This is a genomic window from Massilia norwichensis, assembly GCF_024753245.1.
Lineage (GTDB): Bacteria > Pseudomonadota > Gammaproteobacteria > Burkholderiales > Burkholderiaceae_D > Telluria > Telluria norwichensis.
The window spans coordinates 41,901-56,871 of record NZ_JANUGX010000017.1; the positions used below are offsets into that span (position 1 = coordinate 41,901).

At 64.1% G+C, this 14,971-nt stretch carries 18 protein-coding genes; 7 read left to right on the forward strand and 11 right to left on the reverse strand.

Features of this window, described 5'->3' with window-relative positions; genetic code table 11:
• The first annotated feature begins 9 nt into the window (after nucleotides 1–9).
• A complete protein-coding gene (locus NX782_RS14795) occupies nucleotides 10–678 on the forward strand; it encodes a TetR/AcrR family transcriptional regulator (RefSeq protein ID WP_258846241.1) in 669 nt (222 codons plus the stop codon).
• A gap of 1 nt (nucleotide 679) precedes the next feature.
• Entirely contained in the window at nucleotides 680–1,222 is a 543-nt protein-coding gene (locus NX782_RS14800) for a GNAT family N-acetyltransferase (RefSeq protein WP_258846242.1), read from the forward strand.
• Here the strand turns inward: NX782_RS14800 and NX782_RS14805 are convergent.
• The 5 genes from NX782_RS14805 to NX782_RS14825 form a co-directional block, all read right to left on the reverse strand.
• The gene (locus tag NX782_RS14805; protein ID WP_258846243.1) at nucleotides 1,207–1,626 is read right to left on the reverse strand and encodes a VOC family protein; all 420 of its coding nucleotides are present in this window, start codon (nucleotides 1,624–1,626) and stop codon (nucleotides 1,207–1,209) included. The two genes, NX782_RS14800 and NX782_RS14805, sit on opposite strands and share 16 nt — an antisense overlap.
• A gap of 30 nt (nucleotides 1,627–1,656) precedes the next feature.
• A complete protein-coding gene (locus tag NX782_RS14810; protein WP_258846244.1) occupies nucleotides 1,657–2,055 on the reverse strand; it encodes a VOC family protein in 399 nt (132 codons plus the stop codon).
• 94 nt (nucleotides 2,056–2,149) lie between these two features.
• Nucleotides 2,150–2,767 (reverse strand): glutathione S-transferase family protein, encoded by a 618-nt coding sequence (locus NX782_RS14815; protein WP_258846245.1) that lies wholly within the window; start codon nucleotides 2,765–2,767, stop codon nucleotides 2,150–2,152.
• Between the two features lie 60 nt (nucleotides 2,768–2,827).
• On the reverse strand, nucleotides 2,828–3,520 hold the full coding sequence (locus NX782_RS14820) for a helix-turn-helix transcriptional regulator (protein ID WP_258846246.1): 693 nt from the start codon (nucleotides 3,518–3,520) through the stop codon (nucleotides 2,828–2,830).
• A gap of 13 nt (nucleotides 3,521–3,533) precedes the next feature.
• Nucleotides 3,534–3,869: a hypothetical protein gene (locus NX782_RS14825; RefSeq protein WP_258846247.1), complete on the reverse strand. Its 336-nt coding sequence runs from the start codon at nucleotides 3,867–3,869 to the stop codon at nucleotides 3,534–3,536.
• A 213-nt stretch (nucleotides 3,870–4,082) separates the two neighbouring features.
• Here NX782_RS14825 and NX782_RS14830 point away from each other — a divergent pair, with 213 nt between their 5' ends.
• Genes NX782_RS14830 through NX782_RS14845 form a run of 4 tightly spaced genes read left to right on the forward strand, consistent with a single transcriptional unit; the run spans nucleotide 4,083 to nucleotide 6,514 of the window.
• Nucleotides 4,083–4,337, forward strand: coding sequence for a hypothetical protein (locus NX782_RS14830; RefSeq protein WP_258846248.1), 255 nt, complete (start codon nucleotides 4,083–4,085; stop codon nucleotides 4,335–4,337).
• Between the two features lie 12 nt (nucleotides 4,338–4,349).
• Complete coding sequence (locus tag NX782_RS14835; RefSeq protein WP_258846249.1) at nucleotides 4,350–5,240, forward strand: sensor histidine kinase; 891 nt, start codon at nucleotides 4,350–4,352, stop codon at nucleotides 5,238–5,240.
• Nucleotides 5,240–6,058, forward strand: coding sequence for a LytR/AlgR family response regulator transcription factor (locus NX782_RS14840; protein ID WP_258846314.1), 819 nt, complete (start codon nucleotides 5,240–5,242; stop codon nucleotides 6,056–6,058). Before NX782_RS14835 ends, NX782_RS14840 begins: the two co-directional genes overlap by 1 nt.
• 24 nt (nucleotides 6,059–6,082) lie before the next feature.
• Nucleotides 6,083–6,514 carry a VOC family protein gene (locus tag NX782_RS14845; RefSeq protein ID WP_258846250.1) on the forward strand — a complete coding sequence of 144 codons (432 nt, stop codon included), beginning with the start codon at nucleotides 6,083–6,085 and terminating at the stop codon, nucleotides 6,512–6,514.
• Nucleotides 6,515–6,527: 13 nt separating this feature from the next.
• On the opposite strand, the gene NX782_RS14850 is transcribed toward NX782_RS14845, so the two are convergent.
• Complete coding sequence (locus NX782_RS14850; protein ID WP_258846251.1) at nucleotides 6,528–7,325, reverse strand: DUF2076 family protein; 798 nt, start codon at nucleotides 7,323–7,325, stop codon at nucleotides 6,528–6,530.
• A 247-nt stretch (nucleotides 7,326–7,572) separates the two neighbouring features.
• On the opposite strand from NX782_RS14850, the gene NX782_RS14855 reads away from it, so the two are divergent.
• On the forward strand, nucleotides 7,573–8,376 hold the full coding sequence (locus tag NX782_RS14855) for a glycosyltransferase family 25 protein (RefSeq protein WP_258846252.1): 804 nt from the start codon (nucleotides 7,573–7,575) through the stop codon (nucleotides 8,374–8,376).
• Between the two features lie 65 nt (nucleotides 8,377–8,441).
• Here NX782_RS14855 and NX782_RS14860 read toward each other — a convergent pair whose 3' ends face one another.
• The 5 genes from NX782_RS14860 to NX782_RS14880 all read right to left on the reverse strand — a co-directional run bounded on the left by NX782_RS14860 (nucleotide 8,442) and on the right by NX782_RS14880 (nucleotide 14,949).
• Nucleotides 8,442–8,846: a cytidine deaminase gene (locus tag NX782_RS14860; protein ID WP_370661800.1), complete on the reverse strand. Its 405-nt coding sequence runs from the start codon at nucleotides 8,844–8,846 to the stop codon at nucleotides 8,442–8,444.
• A 110-nt stretch (nucleotides 8,847–8,956) separates the two neighbouring features.
• Complete coding sequence (gene deoA / locus NX782_RS14865) at nucleotides 8,957–10,279, reverse strand: thymidine phosphorylase (protein ID WP_258846253.1); 1,323 nt, start codon at nucleotides 10,277–10,279, stop codon at nucleotides 8,957–8,959.
• 129 nt (nucleotides 10,280–10,408) lie between these two features.
• Nucleotides 10,409–12,787 carry an aldehyde dehydrogenase family protein gene (locus tag NX782_RS14870; protein ID WP_370661801.1) on the reverse strand — a complete coding sequence of 793 codons (2,379 nt, stop codon included), beginning with the start codon at nucleotides 12,785–12,787 and terminating at the stop codon, nucleotides 10,409–10,411.
• Between the two features lie 15 nt (nucleotides 12,788–12,802).
• Nucleotides 12,803–13,759 (reverse strand): deoxyribose-phosphate aldolase, encoded by a 957-nt coding sequence (gene deoC / locus NX782_RS14875; protein WP_258846255.1) that lies wholly within the window; start codon nucleotides 13,757–13,759, stop codon nucleotides 12,803–12,805.
• Complete coding sequence (locus NX782_RS14880) at nucleotides 13,756–14,949, reverse strand: phosphopentomutase (protein WP_258846256.1); 1,194 nt, start codon at nucleotides 14,947–14,949, stop codon at nucleotides 13,756–13,758. Before NX782_RS14880 ends, deoC begins: the two co-directional genes overlap by 4 nt.
• Nucleotides 14,950–14,971: the final 22 nt, after the last annotated feature.

Genomic DNA, 14,971 nt, shown 5'->3' on the forward strand with positions numbered 1-14,971 from the left:
ACCATCGCCATGACCACACTCAACGAGACCACCATGGAACCCGCCGGCGCCACCCTGCCCGGCAAGCGCGTCCAGCATCGCGAAGACGTCGAGAAGACGATCCTGGGCGAAGCCGTGCGCCTGTTCGCCGAGCGCGGCTTCGAAGGCACGACGATCCAGGAAGTGGCCGAGCGCGCCCGGCTGTCGAAGCAGAACCTGATGTACTACTTCGCGACCAAGCAGGCGCTGTACAAGCGCGTGCTCGACGACGTGCTGGACGACTGGCTGGCGCGCATGGCCAGCCTGGCCGACCCCAGCCAGGACCCGGCCGACGTGCTGCGCGCCTATGTGTCGGCCAAGCTGCGCTTCTCGCGCGAACAGCCGCTGGCCTCGCGCGTGTATGCGATGGAAGTGATCGGCGGCGCCAAGGTATACGGCGAACAGATCCGCCACCGCGTGGTGCCGCTGCTGCGCCAGGACATCGCCGTGTTCGAGCGCTGGATCGCCGATGGCCGCATCGCGCCGGTCAACGCCACGCACCTGCTGTTCGCGGTGTGGGCGATGACGCAGTCGTATGCGGACTTTTCGGTGCAGATGACGCTGGTGCTGGACCGCGGCGCGCTGACGGCCCAGGACTTCGAGGAAGCCGAGCGCGTGATCACAGCAATGGTACTATCGCTGACTAACCAAGGAGCCTGAAATGCAGGACGTCGTCCTCACCACCCCACGCCTGAAACTGCGCCCGATGGTCGAGGGCGATATTCCCGCCCACTTTGCCCTGTTCGCCGACCCGGAAGTGGCGCGCTACTGGAGCCGCGAGCCCTGGACGGACATGACCCAGGCCGAGGAATCGATCCGCGCCATCATCGCCGCCCGCGAAGACGGCAGCGAAGTCCGCTTCGGCATCGAACTGCTGTCCAGCGGCGAATTGATCGGCAACGTGGGCCTGCACCACTTCTTCGGCCAGAACCGCCGCTGCGAGATCGGCTATGCCCTCGTCAGCAAGGTGTGGAACCAGGGCTATGCAACCGAAGCCCTGCGCGCCGCCATCCAGCACGGCTTCGACGCGCTGGACCTGAACCGCATCGAAGCCGACATCGACCCGCGCAATATCGGCTCCGGCCGGGTGCTGGAAAAGCTCGGCTTCCGGAAGGAAGGCTACATGCCCGAGCGCTGGTTGGTGTTCGGCGAGTTTGCCGATACGGTCAACTACGGGCTGCTGCGCCGTTACTGGGAAGCTTGAGTGGTCCGGCTGGCCGGATTCATCCAGACCAGATTCCAGAGGTGGCCATCCAGGTCCTCGAAGCCCTGGCTGACCATGAAGCCCTCGTCCTCCAGCGGATGCGGCGTGCGGCCGCCGGCGGCGACCGCCTTCTCGACCAGGCTGGCCACTTCTTCGCGGCTGTCGCAGGTCAGGCAGATGACGATCTCGTTGGCTTCCTTCGCCTGCGCGACCGGCTTGCCGGTCAGGGACTGGAAGAAGTCCTCGCTAGTGAGCATGGCCTGGATGCTGCCCTCCTCGATGATCATCATCGCCGCGCGCTCGTTCGAGAACTGCGGATTGAAAGTGAAGCCCAGGCTGGAAAAGAAGGCCTTCGATTTTTCCACGTCCTTGACCGCCAGGTTGAAAATGACTTGCTTGCTCATGGCATCTCCTCGTTGTTTTGGTTAAGTTGATTAAGCCTGCGGGGCCATCCAGACGAGTTCCCAGATGTGGCCATCCAAGTCTTCGAAGGCGTGCGCGTACATGAAACCGTGGTCCTGGGCCGCGCGCGGCGTGCGCCCACCCGCAGCGACCGCCCTGGCCACCAAATCATCCACCTCGTCCCGGCTCTCGCAGCTCAGGCAGACCAGCACCTCGGTCGCCTCCTTCGCCTGCACGATGGGCTTGTCGATGAAGGTCTTGAAGAAGGGTTCCGTCAGCAGCATCGCATAGATGCTGCCTTCGGCGATGACCATGCAGGCCCCGCTGTCGTTGCTGAATTGCGGATTGAAGCTGTAACCGAGCGCACTGAAGAAAGCTTTCGACTTGTCCAGGTCCTTGACCGGCAGGTTAACGAAGATCTGTTTGTTCATGACATCCCCATGTTGAAAAGTGAGTGCAAAACCGCACACCATTTCGACGACGAACGATCATGAACGAAATCGACAAGCATTTGAAAAAAAATTTTTACCAGACCGCTTCCGTGTTGCGCCACGCCGGCAGGGCTTGCACGCGCTCGCACCAGGCCAGCAGGTGCGGATAGTCGTCCAGCGGCAGGCGCGCCCGCTCGCGGTACATCAGCGGCGCCGCCACGGCATAGTCGGCCAGGGTCACGCCGTCCCACACCAGCCAGCGGCGCGTCGCCAGGTGCTTGTCCAGCACGGCGGCGGCGCGCGCCAGTTCGCTCGTTCCGCGCGCCACCTCGTTGGCATCCGCGTCTTCGCCGGTGACCATCTTCTTCCACAGCCGCTGCCAGCAGATCACGCCGATCGCTGGGGCGAAGTGCTGGCAGGCCCAGAACATCCAGCGGTTGACGTCGGCGCGCGCCAGCGGATCGGTCGGATACACCGTCTGCCCCGGCTGGCTGTCGGCCAGATACTGCATGATGGCGCAGGATTCCCACAGCACGAAACCGTCGTCGACCAGGACCGGGATCTTGTTGTTGTCGTTGACTTCGGCGAGCCGTCGGCGGTCGGCCTCGTTCATCAGATTGACCTCGACCAGGTCGAGCCGGATGCCGAGGTGCTCGGCCGCCAGCAGCACGCGGCGGGCGTTGGACGAAATCGGGTGGTAGTAGAGCTGCATTGCCGTCTCCTTTCAGGTTGAGAATGCGGCAATGTTAATGAAGACTTATGACAAATCCTGTCAGGAGTGGTCGGGAATATCGTACATGGCGCGCCAGGTCTTGAGCAGCGCATGGCGCGGCGTCGGATAGCGTTCCTTGCCCAGTTCGGCCTGGACGATGCGGTCGATGCGGAAGTGGCGGATCGCATCGCGCAGCTCGCACCAGGCGGCCATCACACGGCGCTCCTGGAAGTAGGCCAGCGCAAACGGCCACACCACCCGTTCCGAGGCGGCGTCCTTTTCGTCGCGGTAGGCGATGCGCAGCTTGCACTGGCGGCGGATCGCTTCGCGCGCCGGCTGCACGAAGGGATCCGGCGCCGTGGATTGCGGCCCGGCCGGCACCCACAGGCTGGTCTCGGCCATGTGGTCGCGCAGGTCGCGCGGGGTGGCGGTGGCGATCTTGGCCAAGGCGCGTGCGGCGGCCTCGCTCAGGGCCGCGTCGCCCTGGTGCCGCACCCAGCGCGCACCCAGCACCAGCGCCTCCAGCTCGTCGGCGTCGAACATCAGTGGCGGCAGGAAGAAGCCGCTGCGCAGCACGTAGCCGACGCCGGCCGAGCCGTCGACCGGCGCGCCGAGCTGGGCCAGGGTCTGGATGTCGCGGTAGATGGTGCGCTCGGACACGCCGAGCTGTTCGGCCAGCTGAAAGGCCGTCACCGGGCGGCGCTTGCCGCGCAGGGCGTCCATCAGTTGGAACAGGCGGCCGGTGCGGGTCATGGGTGTCGATTCTTCAGTTCGTCCTGACGGTGGAGACACCGTTGTCCGGCCGCATCACGGGGCTTTTCGCGTGTTCCACGCACTTGAACGTAATCGATGCCCCGCCAAAGCGCACCCCAGGAATATTTTGTGTGACCGATTGCGTTACCAGCTCGAACTCTTTGTTCATGGTCCCGCAAAACTGGTTTCCTTCCACGATCAGCGCACCAGCCACAGCGGAAACGTCACCGAACATACCGGCGGTATTGGTTTTCGATGCGTAGTACGTATCGGCGCCGATTTTTGCCGGCGCAGTGCTGGCACAGCCAGAAACGGCAGTAGCAAAAAGGATAAACGGGATTTTTTTCATATGCGGAGTTCAGTATTCAGTGGCATGGCAGGTTGCATAATTGCAATTTTAAATCTCCCTGACAACGGCGTCTATGCGTAGATTCGCGTCCATTTATCCGTTCTCCAAACCAGTCATCCCATGTTTTCCGCATTTCGTCGGAGCATGCTGGAACCCTGCCCGTGCCGGGACTAAAGTGACTCCATCGAACGAACACCAAAGGAGTGCCGAACCATGAAAAGCGCCAACTTCAAAACCTTCTGCGACAGCATGGAAGACGTCGCCCGCGACATCGTGCGCGCCTGCCGCCGCGGCGCCCGCACTATCGCCGCCATGCCCTGGCCGGCCATGCTGGTCTGCTGTATCCTGCTGGCGTTCGTCATCAGCATCCTGCCGCTGGCCCTGTTCCTGTTCGTGCTGTTCATGGGCGTCAAGATCGTCGCCGGCGCCTTCGTCATCGACCGCCGCCGCACGGTGCGCGAGCAATAAGGAGCCTGTACCATGCGCGCCAGCCAGATCAACCACGGCCTCGATTTCATGCGCGACGCCTTCAACGAAGCCAGCAAGCTGTGGTGGCGCTTCTTCGACTGGCTCGCGGTGGTCGAGTGGCGCCAGCTGTTCCTGACCTGGTTCCTGGCGATCGTGTTCTGCATCATCCTGAACATGCCCGAGCCGGCCTTCTGGTATGTGCTGATCTCCTTCGGCGTGAAGGTGCTGGCCGGCGGCAAGCGCAGAGCCGAGCTGGTGGCGAAGGAAGCGACCATGCAGGCCAACGTCGCCACGCTCGAGCGGCGGCTGATGGAAGCACAGATGGCGGCGTTGCAGGCCCAGGTCGAGCCGCACTTCCTGTTCAATACCCTGGCCCTGATCGGCCAGCTGATCGAAACCGATGCGCAAGAGGCTGCGCGCGTGCATGCCCACTTGATCGAATACCTGCGCTCGACCCTGCCGCAGATGCGCGCCCGCGACGGCGGCACGCTGGGCAAGCAGGTCGAGCTGTCGAAGGCGTATTTGTCGATCATGCAGGCGCGGATGAAGGAGCGTCTCGGGGTGCGTTTCGAGGTGCCGGACTTCCTCGGCAGCGCGCCCTTCCCGCCGATGATGCTGCAGACCCTGATCGAGAATTCGATCAAGCACGGACTCGAGCCGAAGATCGCCGGCGGCACCGTCACCGTGCGTGCCTACGTCGATGGCGCCACCCTGCATGTCGAAGTCTGCGACGACGGCATCGGCATCGACCCGCATGCGGACGAGGGCATCGGCCTGGCCAACATCCGCGAACGCCTGCAACTGCTGTATGGGACGAACGCCGAACTGGTGATCCAGACCCCGCCCGCCGGCGGCGCCTGTGCCCTGATCAAGCTACCCTACAAGATGATGGAGACCGCGTGATGCCGACATTCGGGACGGATACGATGAAAGCGCCGCTGACCGCGATGATCGCCGACGACGAAGCGCCGATGCGCGACCTGCTGCGCGCGCGCCTGGCCGCCGTCTGGCCGGAACTGCGCATCGTCGCCGAGGCAGCGAACGGCATCGAGGCGGTGGCGCTCGGCGAGCAGCATCGACCCGACATCGCCTTCCTCGACATCCGCATGCCGGGGCTGAACGGCATCGAGGCTGCGCGCCGGCTCTACCAGCGCTCGCACATTGTGTTCGCCACCGCCTACGACCAGTACGCGCTGGACGCCTTCGAACAGGGCGCGCTCGATTACCTGCTGAAACCGGTGAGCGCCGAGCGCCTGGCCACGACCTGCGCACGCCTGCAAGCGCAACTGAAAGCGCGGATGAAGACCCCCTTCCCCGTCCAGCCGGACATCGGCCAGCAGCTGGCGAAGCTGACCTCCCTGCTGGAAAACAAGGGCCAGGAAAAGCCGAAGACCGGCTATCTGCGCTGGATCCAGGCCCAGGTCGGCGCCAGCCTGCGCATGGTGAGCACGCGCGAAGTGCTATTCTTCCAGTCGGACGAAAAGTACACGCGGGTGCAGACGGCCAGCGCCGAATTCCTGATCCGGAAAACGCTGAAGGAGCTGGCCGAGGAACTCGATCCGGACGAGTTCTGGCGCATCCACCGCTCGACCCTGGTGCGCGTGGACGCCATCGGCGAAGTCGCGCGCGACCTGCGCGGCCGTCACATGCTCAGGCTGCGTGGCCATCCGTTCGAGCTTGAAGTGAGCCGTAATCACACCTACCTGTTCCAGCAGATGTAATCATCCATAGACCAAGGAGCCGCCATGCCGTCGATCGCCATCCCCTGCCTGCGCTACCGCGACACGCCCGCCGCCATCGACTGGCTGTGCGAGGTCTTCGGCTTCGAATGCCAGCTGACGGTGCCTGGCGCCGGCGGCGCCATCGCCCACGCCCAGCTCACGCTGGACGGCGGCATGATCATGCTGGGCTCGGTCAGCAGCGAAGGGGAATATGGCCGGCTGCTGGCCCAGCCGGACGAAATCGGCGGCCGCGAGACCCAGACCGTTTATCTGCAGGTCGAGGACGCCGACCGCGTGTGCGAGCGCGCGCGCAATGCCGGCGCGGTCATCCTGCAGGAGCCGGCCAACACCGAATTCGGCAGCCGCGGCTTCCTGTGCCGCGACCGCGAAGGCCATGTCTGGAATGTCGGGACCTACGACCCCTGGCAGGTCACGCAGTTTCTCGACCAATCCTGATCGGCCGCTCGCATCAGCCGAACAGCCCTTCGTCGGACCCGTCGCCGTCGAAGAAACCGCCGCTGCTGTCCAGACCGCCACCATCGTCGAGGCCGCTATCGAACAGGCCTTCCGAGGCGACGTCGCCCCCGCCGCTGTCGAGCAGATTATTGCCCGAGCCGCTGTGGAAGGACTGGCCGATGTCGCCCAGGCCGGCCTGGTCGGCCAGGCCGCTGCCCGACTGGTCGCTGAACAAATTGTTGCTCGAGTCATTGCTGTTCAACAGGTGATTCCCGCCGCCTTGGTCATGGTTATGGAACATGTTGTCCAGGCCATGGAACAGGAAATTACCGGCCGCGACGCCGGCCGCCGTTGCCGCGATCGAGCCCAGCAGGCCACCGCCGCCGCCCAGGAAGCCGCCACCCGAGCGCGAGCCGAACATGCCGCCCATCATCGACGGCTGCTGGTACTGCGGCTGGTATGGCGGCGGATAGTCGCGCGGGTCGCGCTGATACTCGCGGCGTTCCTGCTGCATCGGCACATTGGCCGGACGCGAGCCGCCGCTGTTGCCCCAGTCGTTGGCGTCGAGGAAGCGCCTGTCGTTTTGCTGGAAGCTGCGCAGCTGGTTCTGCAATTGCGCGATCTGGTCCTTGGCATTGTTCAGCGCCTGCTCCTGCAGCAGCGAGCGCTGCACCAGCAGGTAGGCGGCGTCGGGCTGCTGGGCGACCGCGCGCTGGATCAGCGCATCGGCCTCGGGGTCCTTCTGGATACCCCGCGCCTGGATCAGCTGGCTCAGGAAATCGTGCAGCATCTGTGAATCTTGCGGGCTCATGGCATTGCCTCCTCAATTGATATCCGGATAAGACACCATGTTGAGGGTGTGGGCAGATTTTCAAGGCGAGACGCATACGTACAGTTGCAGGACACATCGTGCAAACCTTATAATTCGCCGAGGAAACACTGAAATCACGGATGCGTATATCTAAGCGGGATTTTCCGGACAAATGGCGACATATTTCCGACAATCACCGTATTGATTCATAACACATGCATATAATAGCTTTCTGAAGTGCTGCGCCTTGAATACCCAAAATAGTATCCCGACTTTTATTATCAGCCTCCCCAAAGATGCGCATCGCCGCGAACAGTTGGGCAAGCAACTGCAGGATCTGGCGTTGCCGTTTTCCGTCATCCAGGCTGTTCACGGCAAATCCCTGTCGAGCGAAGAGCTGGATGCTTCCTACGACCGCGACAAGGCGATTGCGCTATTCAACCGTGAATTGTCCAAAGGGGAAATTGGCTGTGCACTCAGCCATTTGAGCATTTACAGGAAGATGGTCGAAGAGGATATTCCTTACGCGCTGATCCTGGAAGACGATGCCAGGATTCTCGATGAGGACTTACCGGCGACGCTGTCGAAACTGGCGCAATGCCATGCTGCGCAGGCGCCCGTCGCCGTGCTGCTGAACCATGTGATGCGCTATGACGGCAGTACGAAAATCCAGCTCGACGACAGCCGTTGCCTCTACGAAGCCTACCGCGGCGTGAATGCGCACGCTTATTTCATCACGAAAGCGGCTGCGGAAATTTTGGTGCGGAATTTATATCCGGTGTATGTGGTGGCGGATAAATGGGAGTATTTCCAGGAGCAATACTTTCCAGTGACAGCCATGGTCCCCTACCCGATCGGTCTGGCGCCCGTCTGTCTTTCTTCCAGCATCGATGCGATGGGAAAACGGGTCAAGAAAATCGGCAACGGTCGTAATTACAAATATTACCTGAGGAAGTATCTGAACCAGTTGAAGTTTCTGATCATGTCGCGTCCTTTCATTCGCCTGGAACACCAGCGCGTGCACGAACTCGACTCGCAGCCCTTCCAATAAACCTGGTCGAACCCCAGTTGCCGCCGTTTTCCGATATGCGAAAACGGCGGTTTTTTTTATGCTGTTTACTTCTGCAGATCCCAACCGCCGAAAGCGTTCGGCAGCTGCGCGGCAGCGGTGGTTTCCATCAGGTCGCCCTTCAGGTTGGTCAACACCACCGGCAGTTCGTTCCCACCCAGTTCCAGCACCACCTGGCGGCAGGCGCCGCAAGGAGCGATCGGACCATCGGTGTCGCCGATCACGGCCAGGGCTGTGAAGTCGCCCGGCTTGTAGCCGCTGGCGATGGCCGAGAAAAAGGCCGTGCGCTCGGCACAATTGCACAGGCCGTAGGAAGCGTTTTCGACGTTGCAGCCGCGGAAGATGCGGCCGTCCTTGCATTCCAGCGCGGCACCTACCTTGAACTTCGAGTAGGGGGTGTAGGCCAGTTCGCGTGCGGCGCGGGCCTCTTCGATGAGTTTTTCGTATTTCATGGGAACTCCAAATGACCGTCGTCCCCGCGAAGGCGGGGATCCAAGTTCTGCATGCGCTGTCGAAACGCATCGAACTTGGGTTCCCGCCTTCGCGGGAACGACGACGGTATTTACGGACGGATCGTCTTGTAGATCATCGGCTGCGCAACCGGCGCTTCGGCGGCGATGCGATAGGCCGCCTGCACCTGGCGCACCGCCTGCTCGGCGGCTTCCTGGGTGCGCGCGTGGACCATGGCGATCGGCTGGCCGGCTTCGACCTTGTCGCCCAGTTCGACCAGGTCGGTCAGGCCGACGGCGAAGTCGATCGGGTCTTGCGGACGCACGCGGCCGCCGCCCAGCGCGACCACCGCCAGGCCCAGGCCGCGGCAGTCGGTCGACCAGGCGTAGCCCGATTCCAGCGCCGGCACCGGCACCAGGATCGGCGCCTTGGCCAGGTGGGCATCCGGCTTGTCCATCAGGTCGGCCGGGCCGCCCAGGGCGGTCACCATGCGCGCGAAGCGCTCGGCGGCTTCGCCCGAATCGAGCGCGTGCTGCAGCCTGGCGTTGGCTTCTTCGTGGTTCGCGGCCAGGCCGGAGATGACCAGCATCTCGGCGCACAGCGCCATCGTGACTTCGTGCAGGCGTGCCGGACGCGATTTGCCGGTCAGGTAGTCGATCGCGACGCGCACTTCGACGGCGTTACCGGCCGCCGGGCACAGCGACTCGTTCATGCCGGTCAGGATCGCCGAGGTCTTGGTGCCGGCACCGTTGCCGACCTTGACGATCGACTCGGCCAGCTCGACCGATTTTTCGTAGGTCGGCATGAAGGCGCCGCTGCCTGCCTTGACGTCCATGACCAGCGCGTCCAGGCCCGCCGACAGCTTCTTCGACAGGATCGAACCGGTGATCATCGCCACCGATTCCACGGTGGCCGTGGTGTCGCGGATGCTGTAGAAGCGCTTGTCGGCCGGCGCCAGCTGGGCGGTCTGGCCGATGATGGCGACGCCGACTTCCTTGACGATCTTGCGGAACAGTTCCGGCTCGGGCACGGTGCTGTAGCCCGGGATCGAATCGAACTTGTCCAGGGTGCCGCCGGTGTGGCCCAGGCCGCGGCCCGAGATCATCGGCACGAAGCCGCCGCAGGCCGCGATCATCGGGCCGAGCATGAGGGAGACGACGTCGCCGACGCCGCCGGTCGAGTGCTTGTCGACCACCGGACCCGGCAGATCCAGCGATTTCCATTCCAGCACCTGGCCGGAATCGCGCATCGCCAGCGTGAAGGCGACGCGTTCGTCCATGCTCATGTCGTTGAAGTAGACGGCCATCGCCAGCGCTGCGATCTGGCCTTCGGTGACTTCACCGTTGGGGATGCCGCGCACGAAGAACTGGATCTCTTCCTTGGTCAGGGTGCCGCCGTCGCGCTTTTTGCGGACGATTTCTTGGGGGAGGAACATGGTGCTTCCTTAAATGTAATCTTCAAAACGTCATTCCCGCGCACGCGGGAATCCATACGTCGTGTGCCTGGAGGCTCAGTATGGATTCCCGCCTTCGCGGGAATGACGGTATATCAAGCCGACAGGTACTTATACGCCGTACGGAATCCAGACGTTTTTGACTTGCGACGCATGCTGCAGCACAGTCTTGCCGCAAGCCTGCTTCGCATCGAACCAGTCGCGGCCTTTCGCGCCTCCGGTCCAGGTGCGCTTCAGCGACTCGGCGGACAGGCGCTCGACTTCGGCGCAGCCCTCGGCGGAACCATCGTGGCGCCACACGGCATCGACGTCGAAGTGCGAAGCCAGCGTGCGTGCCAGTTCGTCGGCCGAACCGGTGACGATGTTCAGCGCGCCGCCCGGCAGGTCCGAGGTGTCCAGCACCTGGTACAGGTCCAGCGCCGACAGCGGATGCGCTTCCGACGGCACGGCGATCACGCGGTTGCCCAGCGCCAGGGCCGGGGCCACCAGCGAGATGAAGCCCAGCAGCGGGTTCTCGTTCGGGCAGATGATGCCGATCACGCCGACCGGTTCGTTCAGCGCCACGGTGATGCCGTGCATCGGCGGCTGGTGCGCCAGGCCGTCGTACTTGTCGGCCCATGCGGCCCAGTAGAACAGGCGCTCGATCGATGCAGCGACTTCCGCAGCGGCGTTCTTCGAACCGGTCTGCTGGGCGATGCGGGTGGCGAATTCGTCGGCGCGCACGGCCAGGTTCTCGGCGATGTAGTACAGGACCTGGGCGCGGTTGTGCGCGGTGGCCTTGGACCAGCCGGCCGCCTTGTGCGCGGCTTCGACGGCGTTGCGGATGTCCTTGCGGTTACCCTCGGCGATGTCGGCCAGGAAGCTGCCGTTGGCGCCGGCGATGGCGCGGCTGTAGGCGCCGTCCGGGCGGGCCTGCTTGCCGCCGATGTAGAGCTTGGCGGTGCGGTCGACGGCGAACGGATTGCCCTCTTCCGACTGCTTGACTTTACCCTTCTCGGCGACGACCGGGGCGGCCGGGCGGCGGTCTTCCGCCAGCGGGGTCAGGTACTCGTACATGCCCTCTTTGCCGCCTTCGCGGCCGAAGCCCGATTCCTTGTAGCCGCCGAAGCCGCAGGCTGCGTCGAACTGGTTGGCGGTGTTGATCCACACCACGCCGGCCTTGATGGCGGGCGCGACGTCCAGCGCCAGGCTGATCGACTCGGTCCACACGCAGGCGGCCAGGCCATACACGGTGTTGTTGGCCAGCTGGACCGCCTCACCCGGGGTGCGGAAGCTCATCGCCACCAGCACCGGGCCGAAGATTTCGGTCTGGGCCACGGCGGCCGAGGTCGAGGCGCCGGTGATCAGGGTCGGCAGGTACCAGGAACCGGCGGCCGGCGCTTCGCAGGCCGGTTGCCAGATCTCGCAACCCTCGGCACGGGCGGCTTCGACCAGGCCGTGGATGCGCTGCTGCTGCACCGGATCGACCAGGGCGCCGATGTCGTTCGATTTATCCAGCGGCGAACCGACGCGCAGGTTCTGCATGCGCGCCTTGACCTTGGCGATGAAGCGCGGGTAGACCGATTCCTGCACCAGCAGGCGCGAGCCTGCGCAGCAGACCTGGCCCTGGTTGAACCAGATCGAGTCGACCAGGCCTTCGACGGCGGCGTCCAGGTCCGCGTCTTCGAAGACGATGAAGGGCGACTTGCCGCCCAGTTCCAGCGACAGCTTCTTGCCGGTGCCGGCGGTCGCTTTACGGATGATGCGGCCCACTTCGGTCGAGCCGGTGAAGGCCAGCTTGTCGATGCCAGGATGGTTGACGATGGCTTCGCCCACGCGGCCGTCGCCGGTGACGATGTTGACCACGCCGGCCGGCACGCCGGCCTGCTGGCAGATTTCAGCAAATAACAGCGCCGTCAGCGAGGTGAACTCGGCCGGTTTAAACACGATGGTGTTGCCCGCAGCCAGGGCCGGGGCGATTTTCCACGCCAGCATCAAGACCGGGAAGTTCCACGGCACGATCTGGCCGACCACGCCGACGGCGCGGTAGTCGGCGAATTCTTCCGACTGCAGCTGGGCCCAGCCGGCGTGATGGTAGAAGTGGCGTGCGGCCAGCGGCAGGTCGGCGTCGCGGGTTTCGCGGATGGTCTTGCCGTTGTCCAGGGTCTCGAGCACGGCGAACAGGCGCGAGTGCTTCTGCAGCAGGCGGGCGATCGCGTACAGGATCTTGGCGCGGCCGTGGCCGCCCATGGCGACCCAACCCGGCTGGGCGCGGCGTGCGGCGGCGACGGCGCGCTCGACGTCGTCGCTGGTGGCTTGCGTCACCTGCGCCAGTTCGCTGCCGTCGGCCGGGTTGAAGGAGCCGAAAGTCTCGCTGGCTTCAGTCCAGGCGTTGTCGATGAACAGGCCGAAACGGCGGCCATGCTGGTCCAGCCACGCTTGCGCTTCCTTGGTGCTTTCGGGTGCGGGACCGTAATCCATAGTCTGAAGAATCTCTTTAATTGTTGGCATGACGAATCCGTGTTCTTAAGGTTGCGCGTGGCGGTGGGCGGCCGAGTAGTAGCCGGTCACGTGGTGCTCGAGCTGGCGCTCGATGTCGGTCAGCAGGCTGGAGGCGCCGATGCGGAACAGGTGCGGCTGCAGCCACTCGTTGCCCAGCTCTTCCTTCATCACGGTCAGGTACTGCAGCGCGGATTTCGCGGTGCTGACGCCGCCGGCCGGCTTGTAGCCGACCTTGAAGCCGGTACGCTCGTAGTATTCGCGGATCGCGCGCACCATCACCAGCGACACCGGAATCGTCGCGTTGACGCCTTCCTTGCCGGTCGAGGTCTTGATGAAGTCGGCGCCCGCCATCATGCAGACCCACGAAGCCTTGGCCACGTTTTCCAGCGTGACGAGGTCGCCGGTGGCGAGAATGGCCTTGACGTGCGCTTCGCCGCAAGCCTGGCGATAAGCCACCATCTCGTCGTACAGCGCCTGCCAGTTACCGGTCAGGACGTGCTGGCGGGTGATCACGATGTCGATCTCGGTCGCGCCGGCGGCCACCGACAGCTCGATCTCGCGCAGCTTGGTTTCCATGCTCGACAGACCGGCCGGGAAGGCGGTCGACACCGCGGCGATCGGCAGACGGCCCTTCAGCACCTGCACGGCCGGGGTGATCATCTCGTGGTACACGCAGACGGCGCCGGTGGTCAACGACTCCAGGCCCAGTGCCTGCATCAGGTCGGTGCGCAGCGGACGCATCGCCTTCATGCACAGGCGCTCGACGCGGCCCGGGGTATCGTCGCCGGACAGCGTGGTCAGGTCGATGCACTGGATGGCTTTCACCAGCCAGGCCGCCTGGTAGTCCTTCTTGACGGTGCGGCGGTTCGCCAGGCTGGCGGCGCGGCGGTCGGCGGCGTTGCGATTGACCTTCAGGTGGTTGATCCAGCCCAGGTCGAGGCCGATGGCGGTATTACGTTTGAAGTCGAGGTTCGGGCTCATAACAGGGCAGTTCCGTTCGAGAGAGGTTTGACACCGAGGTGTTTGGCGAGCGTTGCGCCGATGTCGGAGAAGGTGTCGGCAACAGGCAGTTCCTGTGCGGGCGCGGCCGGGCCGAAGAACAGCATCGGGATGTGTTCGCGGGTGTGGTCCGAGCCGGGCCAGGTCGGGTCGCAGCCGTGGTCGGCGGTGATCACGACCAGGTCGCCTTCCTTCAGTTTGGCGGTGAATTCCGGCAGGCGTGCGTCGAGTTCGTGCAGCGCGTTCGCATAGCCGGCGACGTCGCGGCGGTGGCCGAAGTGCATGTCGAAGTCGACGAAGTTGACGAAGGTGAGCGACTTGTCGCCGGCGGTATCAAGCACTTCCAGCAACCGGTCGAACAGCGCCATGTTGTCGGCGCCCTTGATCAGTTGCGTGACGCCCTGCCCTGCGAAGATGTCGCTGATCTTGCCGAGGGCGATGACTTCGCCGCCGGCGTCCTTGACGTGGTCCAGCAGGGTCGGCGCGATCGGCGGTACGGCGTAGTCGTGGCGGTTGCTGGTGCGCTTGTAGTTGCCGTTGCTGCCAACGAAAGGACGCGCGATCACGCGGCCGATGTTGTAGGGCTTGACCAGTTCATACGCGGCCTCGCAGACCTCGTACAGACGCTCCAGGCCGAAGTGCTCTTCGTGCGCGGCGATCTGCAGCACCGAGTCGGCCGAGGTGTAGAGGATCGGCTTGCCGCTGGCGACATGCTCGTCGCCCAGCTCGTTGATGATGGTGGTGCCGGAGGCGTGGCAGTTGCCCAGCCAGCCCGGTACCTTGGTGAGTTCCTGCAGCTTGTCGGTCAGCTCTTGCGGGAAGCTCGGCACGGTCTTGGGGAAGTAGCCCCAGTCGAAACGCACTGGCACGCCGGCGATTTCCCAGTGGCCGCTCTGCGTGTCCTTGCCGGTCGACTGCTCGCGGGCGACGCCCCAGGCGCCGCTGAAGCCTTCGCGTTTCTCGAAGCCGGCCGGCCACTGGCCGCTGGCTTTGTGGGCGGCGGCGCCGAGGCCGATGCCTTCCAGGGTCGGCAGCGACATCGGCTTGCCTTCCTTGGCGGCCCATTCGGCGATGTGGCCGAGGGTATTGGCGCCCTGGTCGCCGTACTTGTCGGCGTCCGGCAGCGCGCCGAGGCCGAAGGAGTCAAGCAGGAGGATGAATGCGCGTGACATATAAATAATCTCTCTTTCTGCC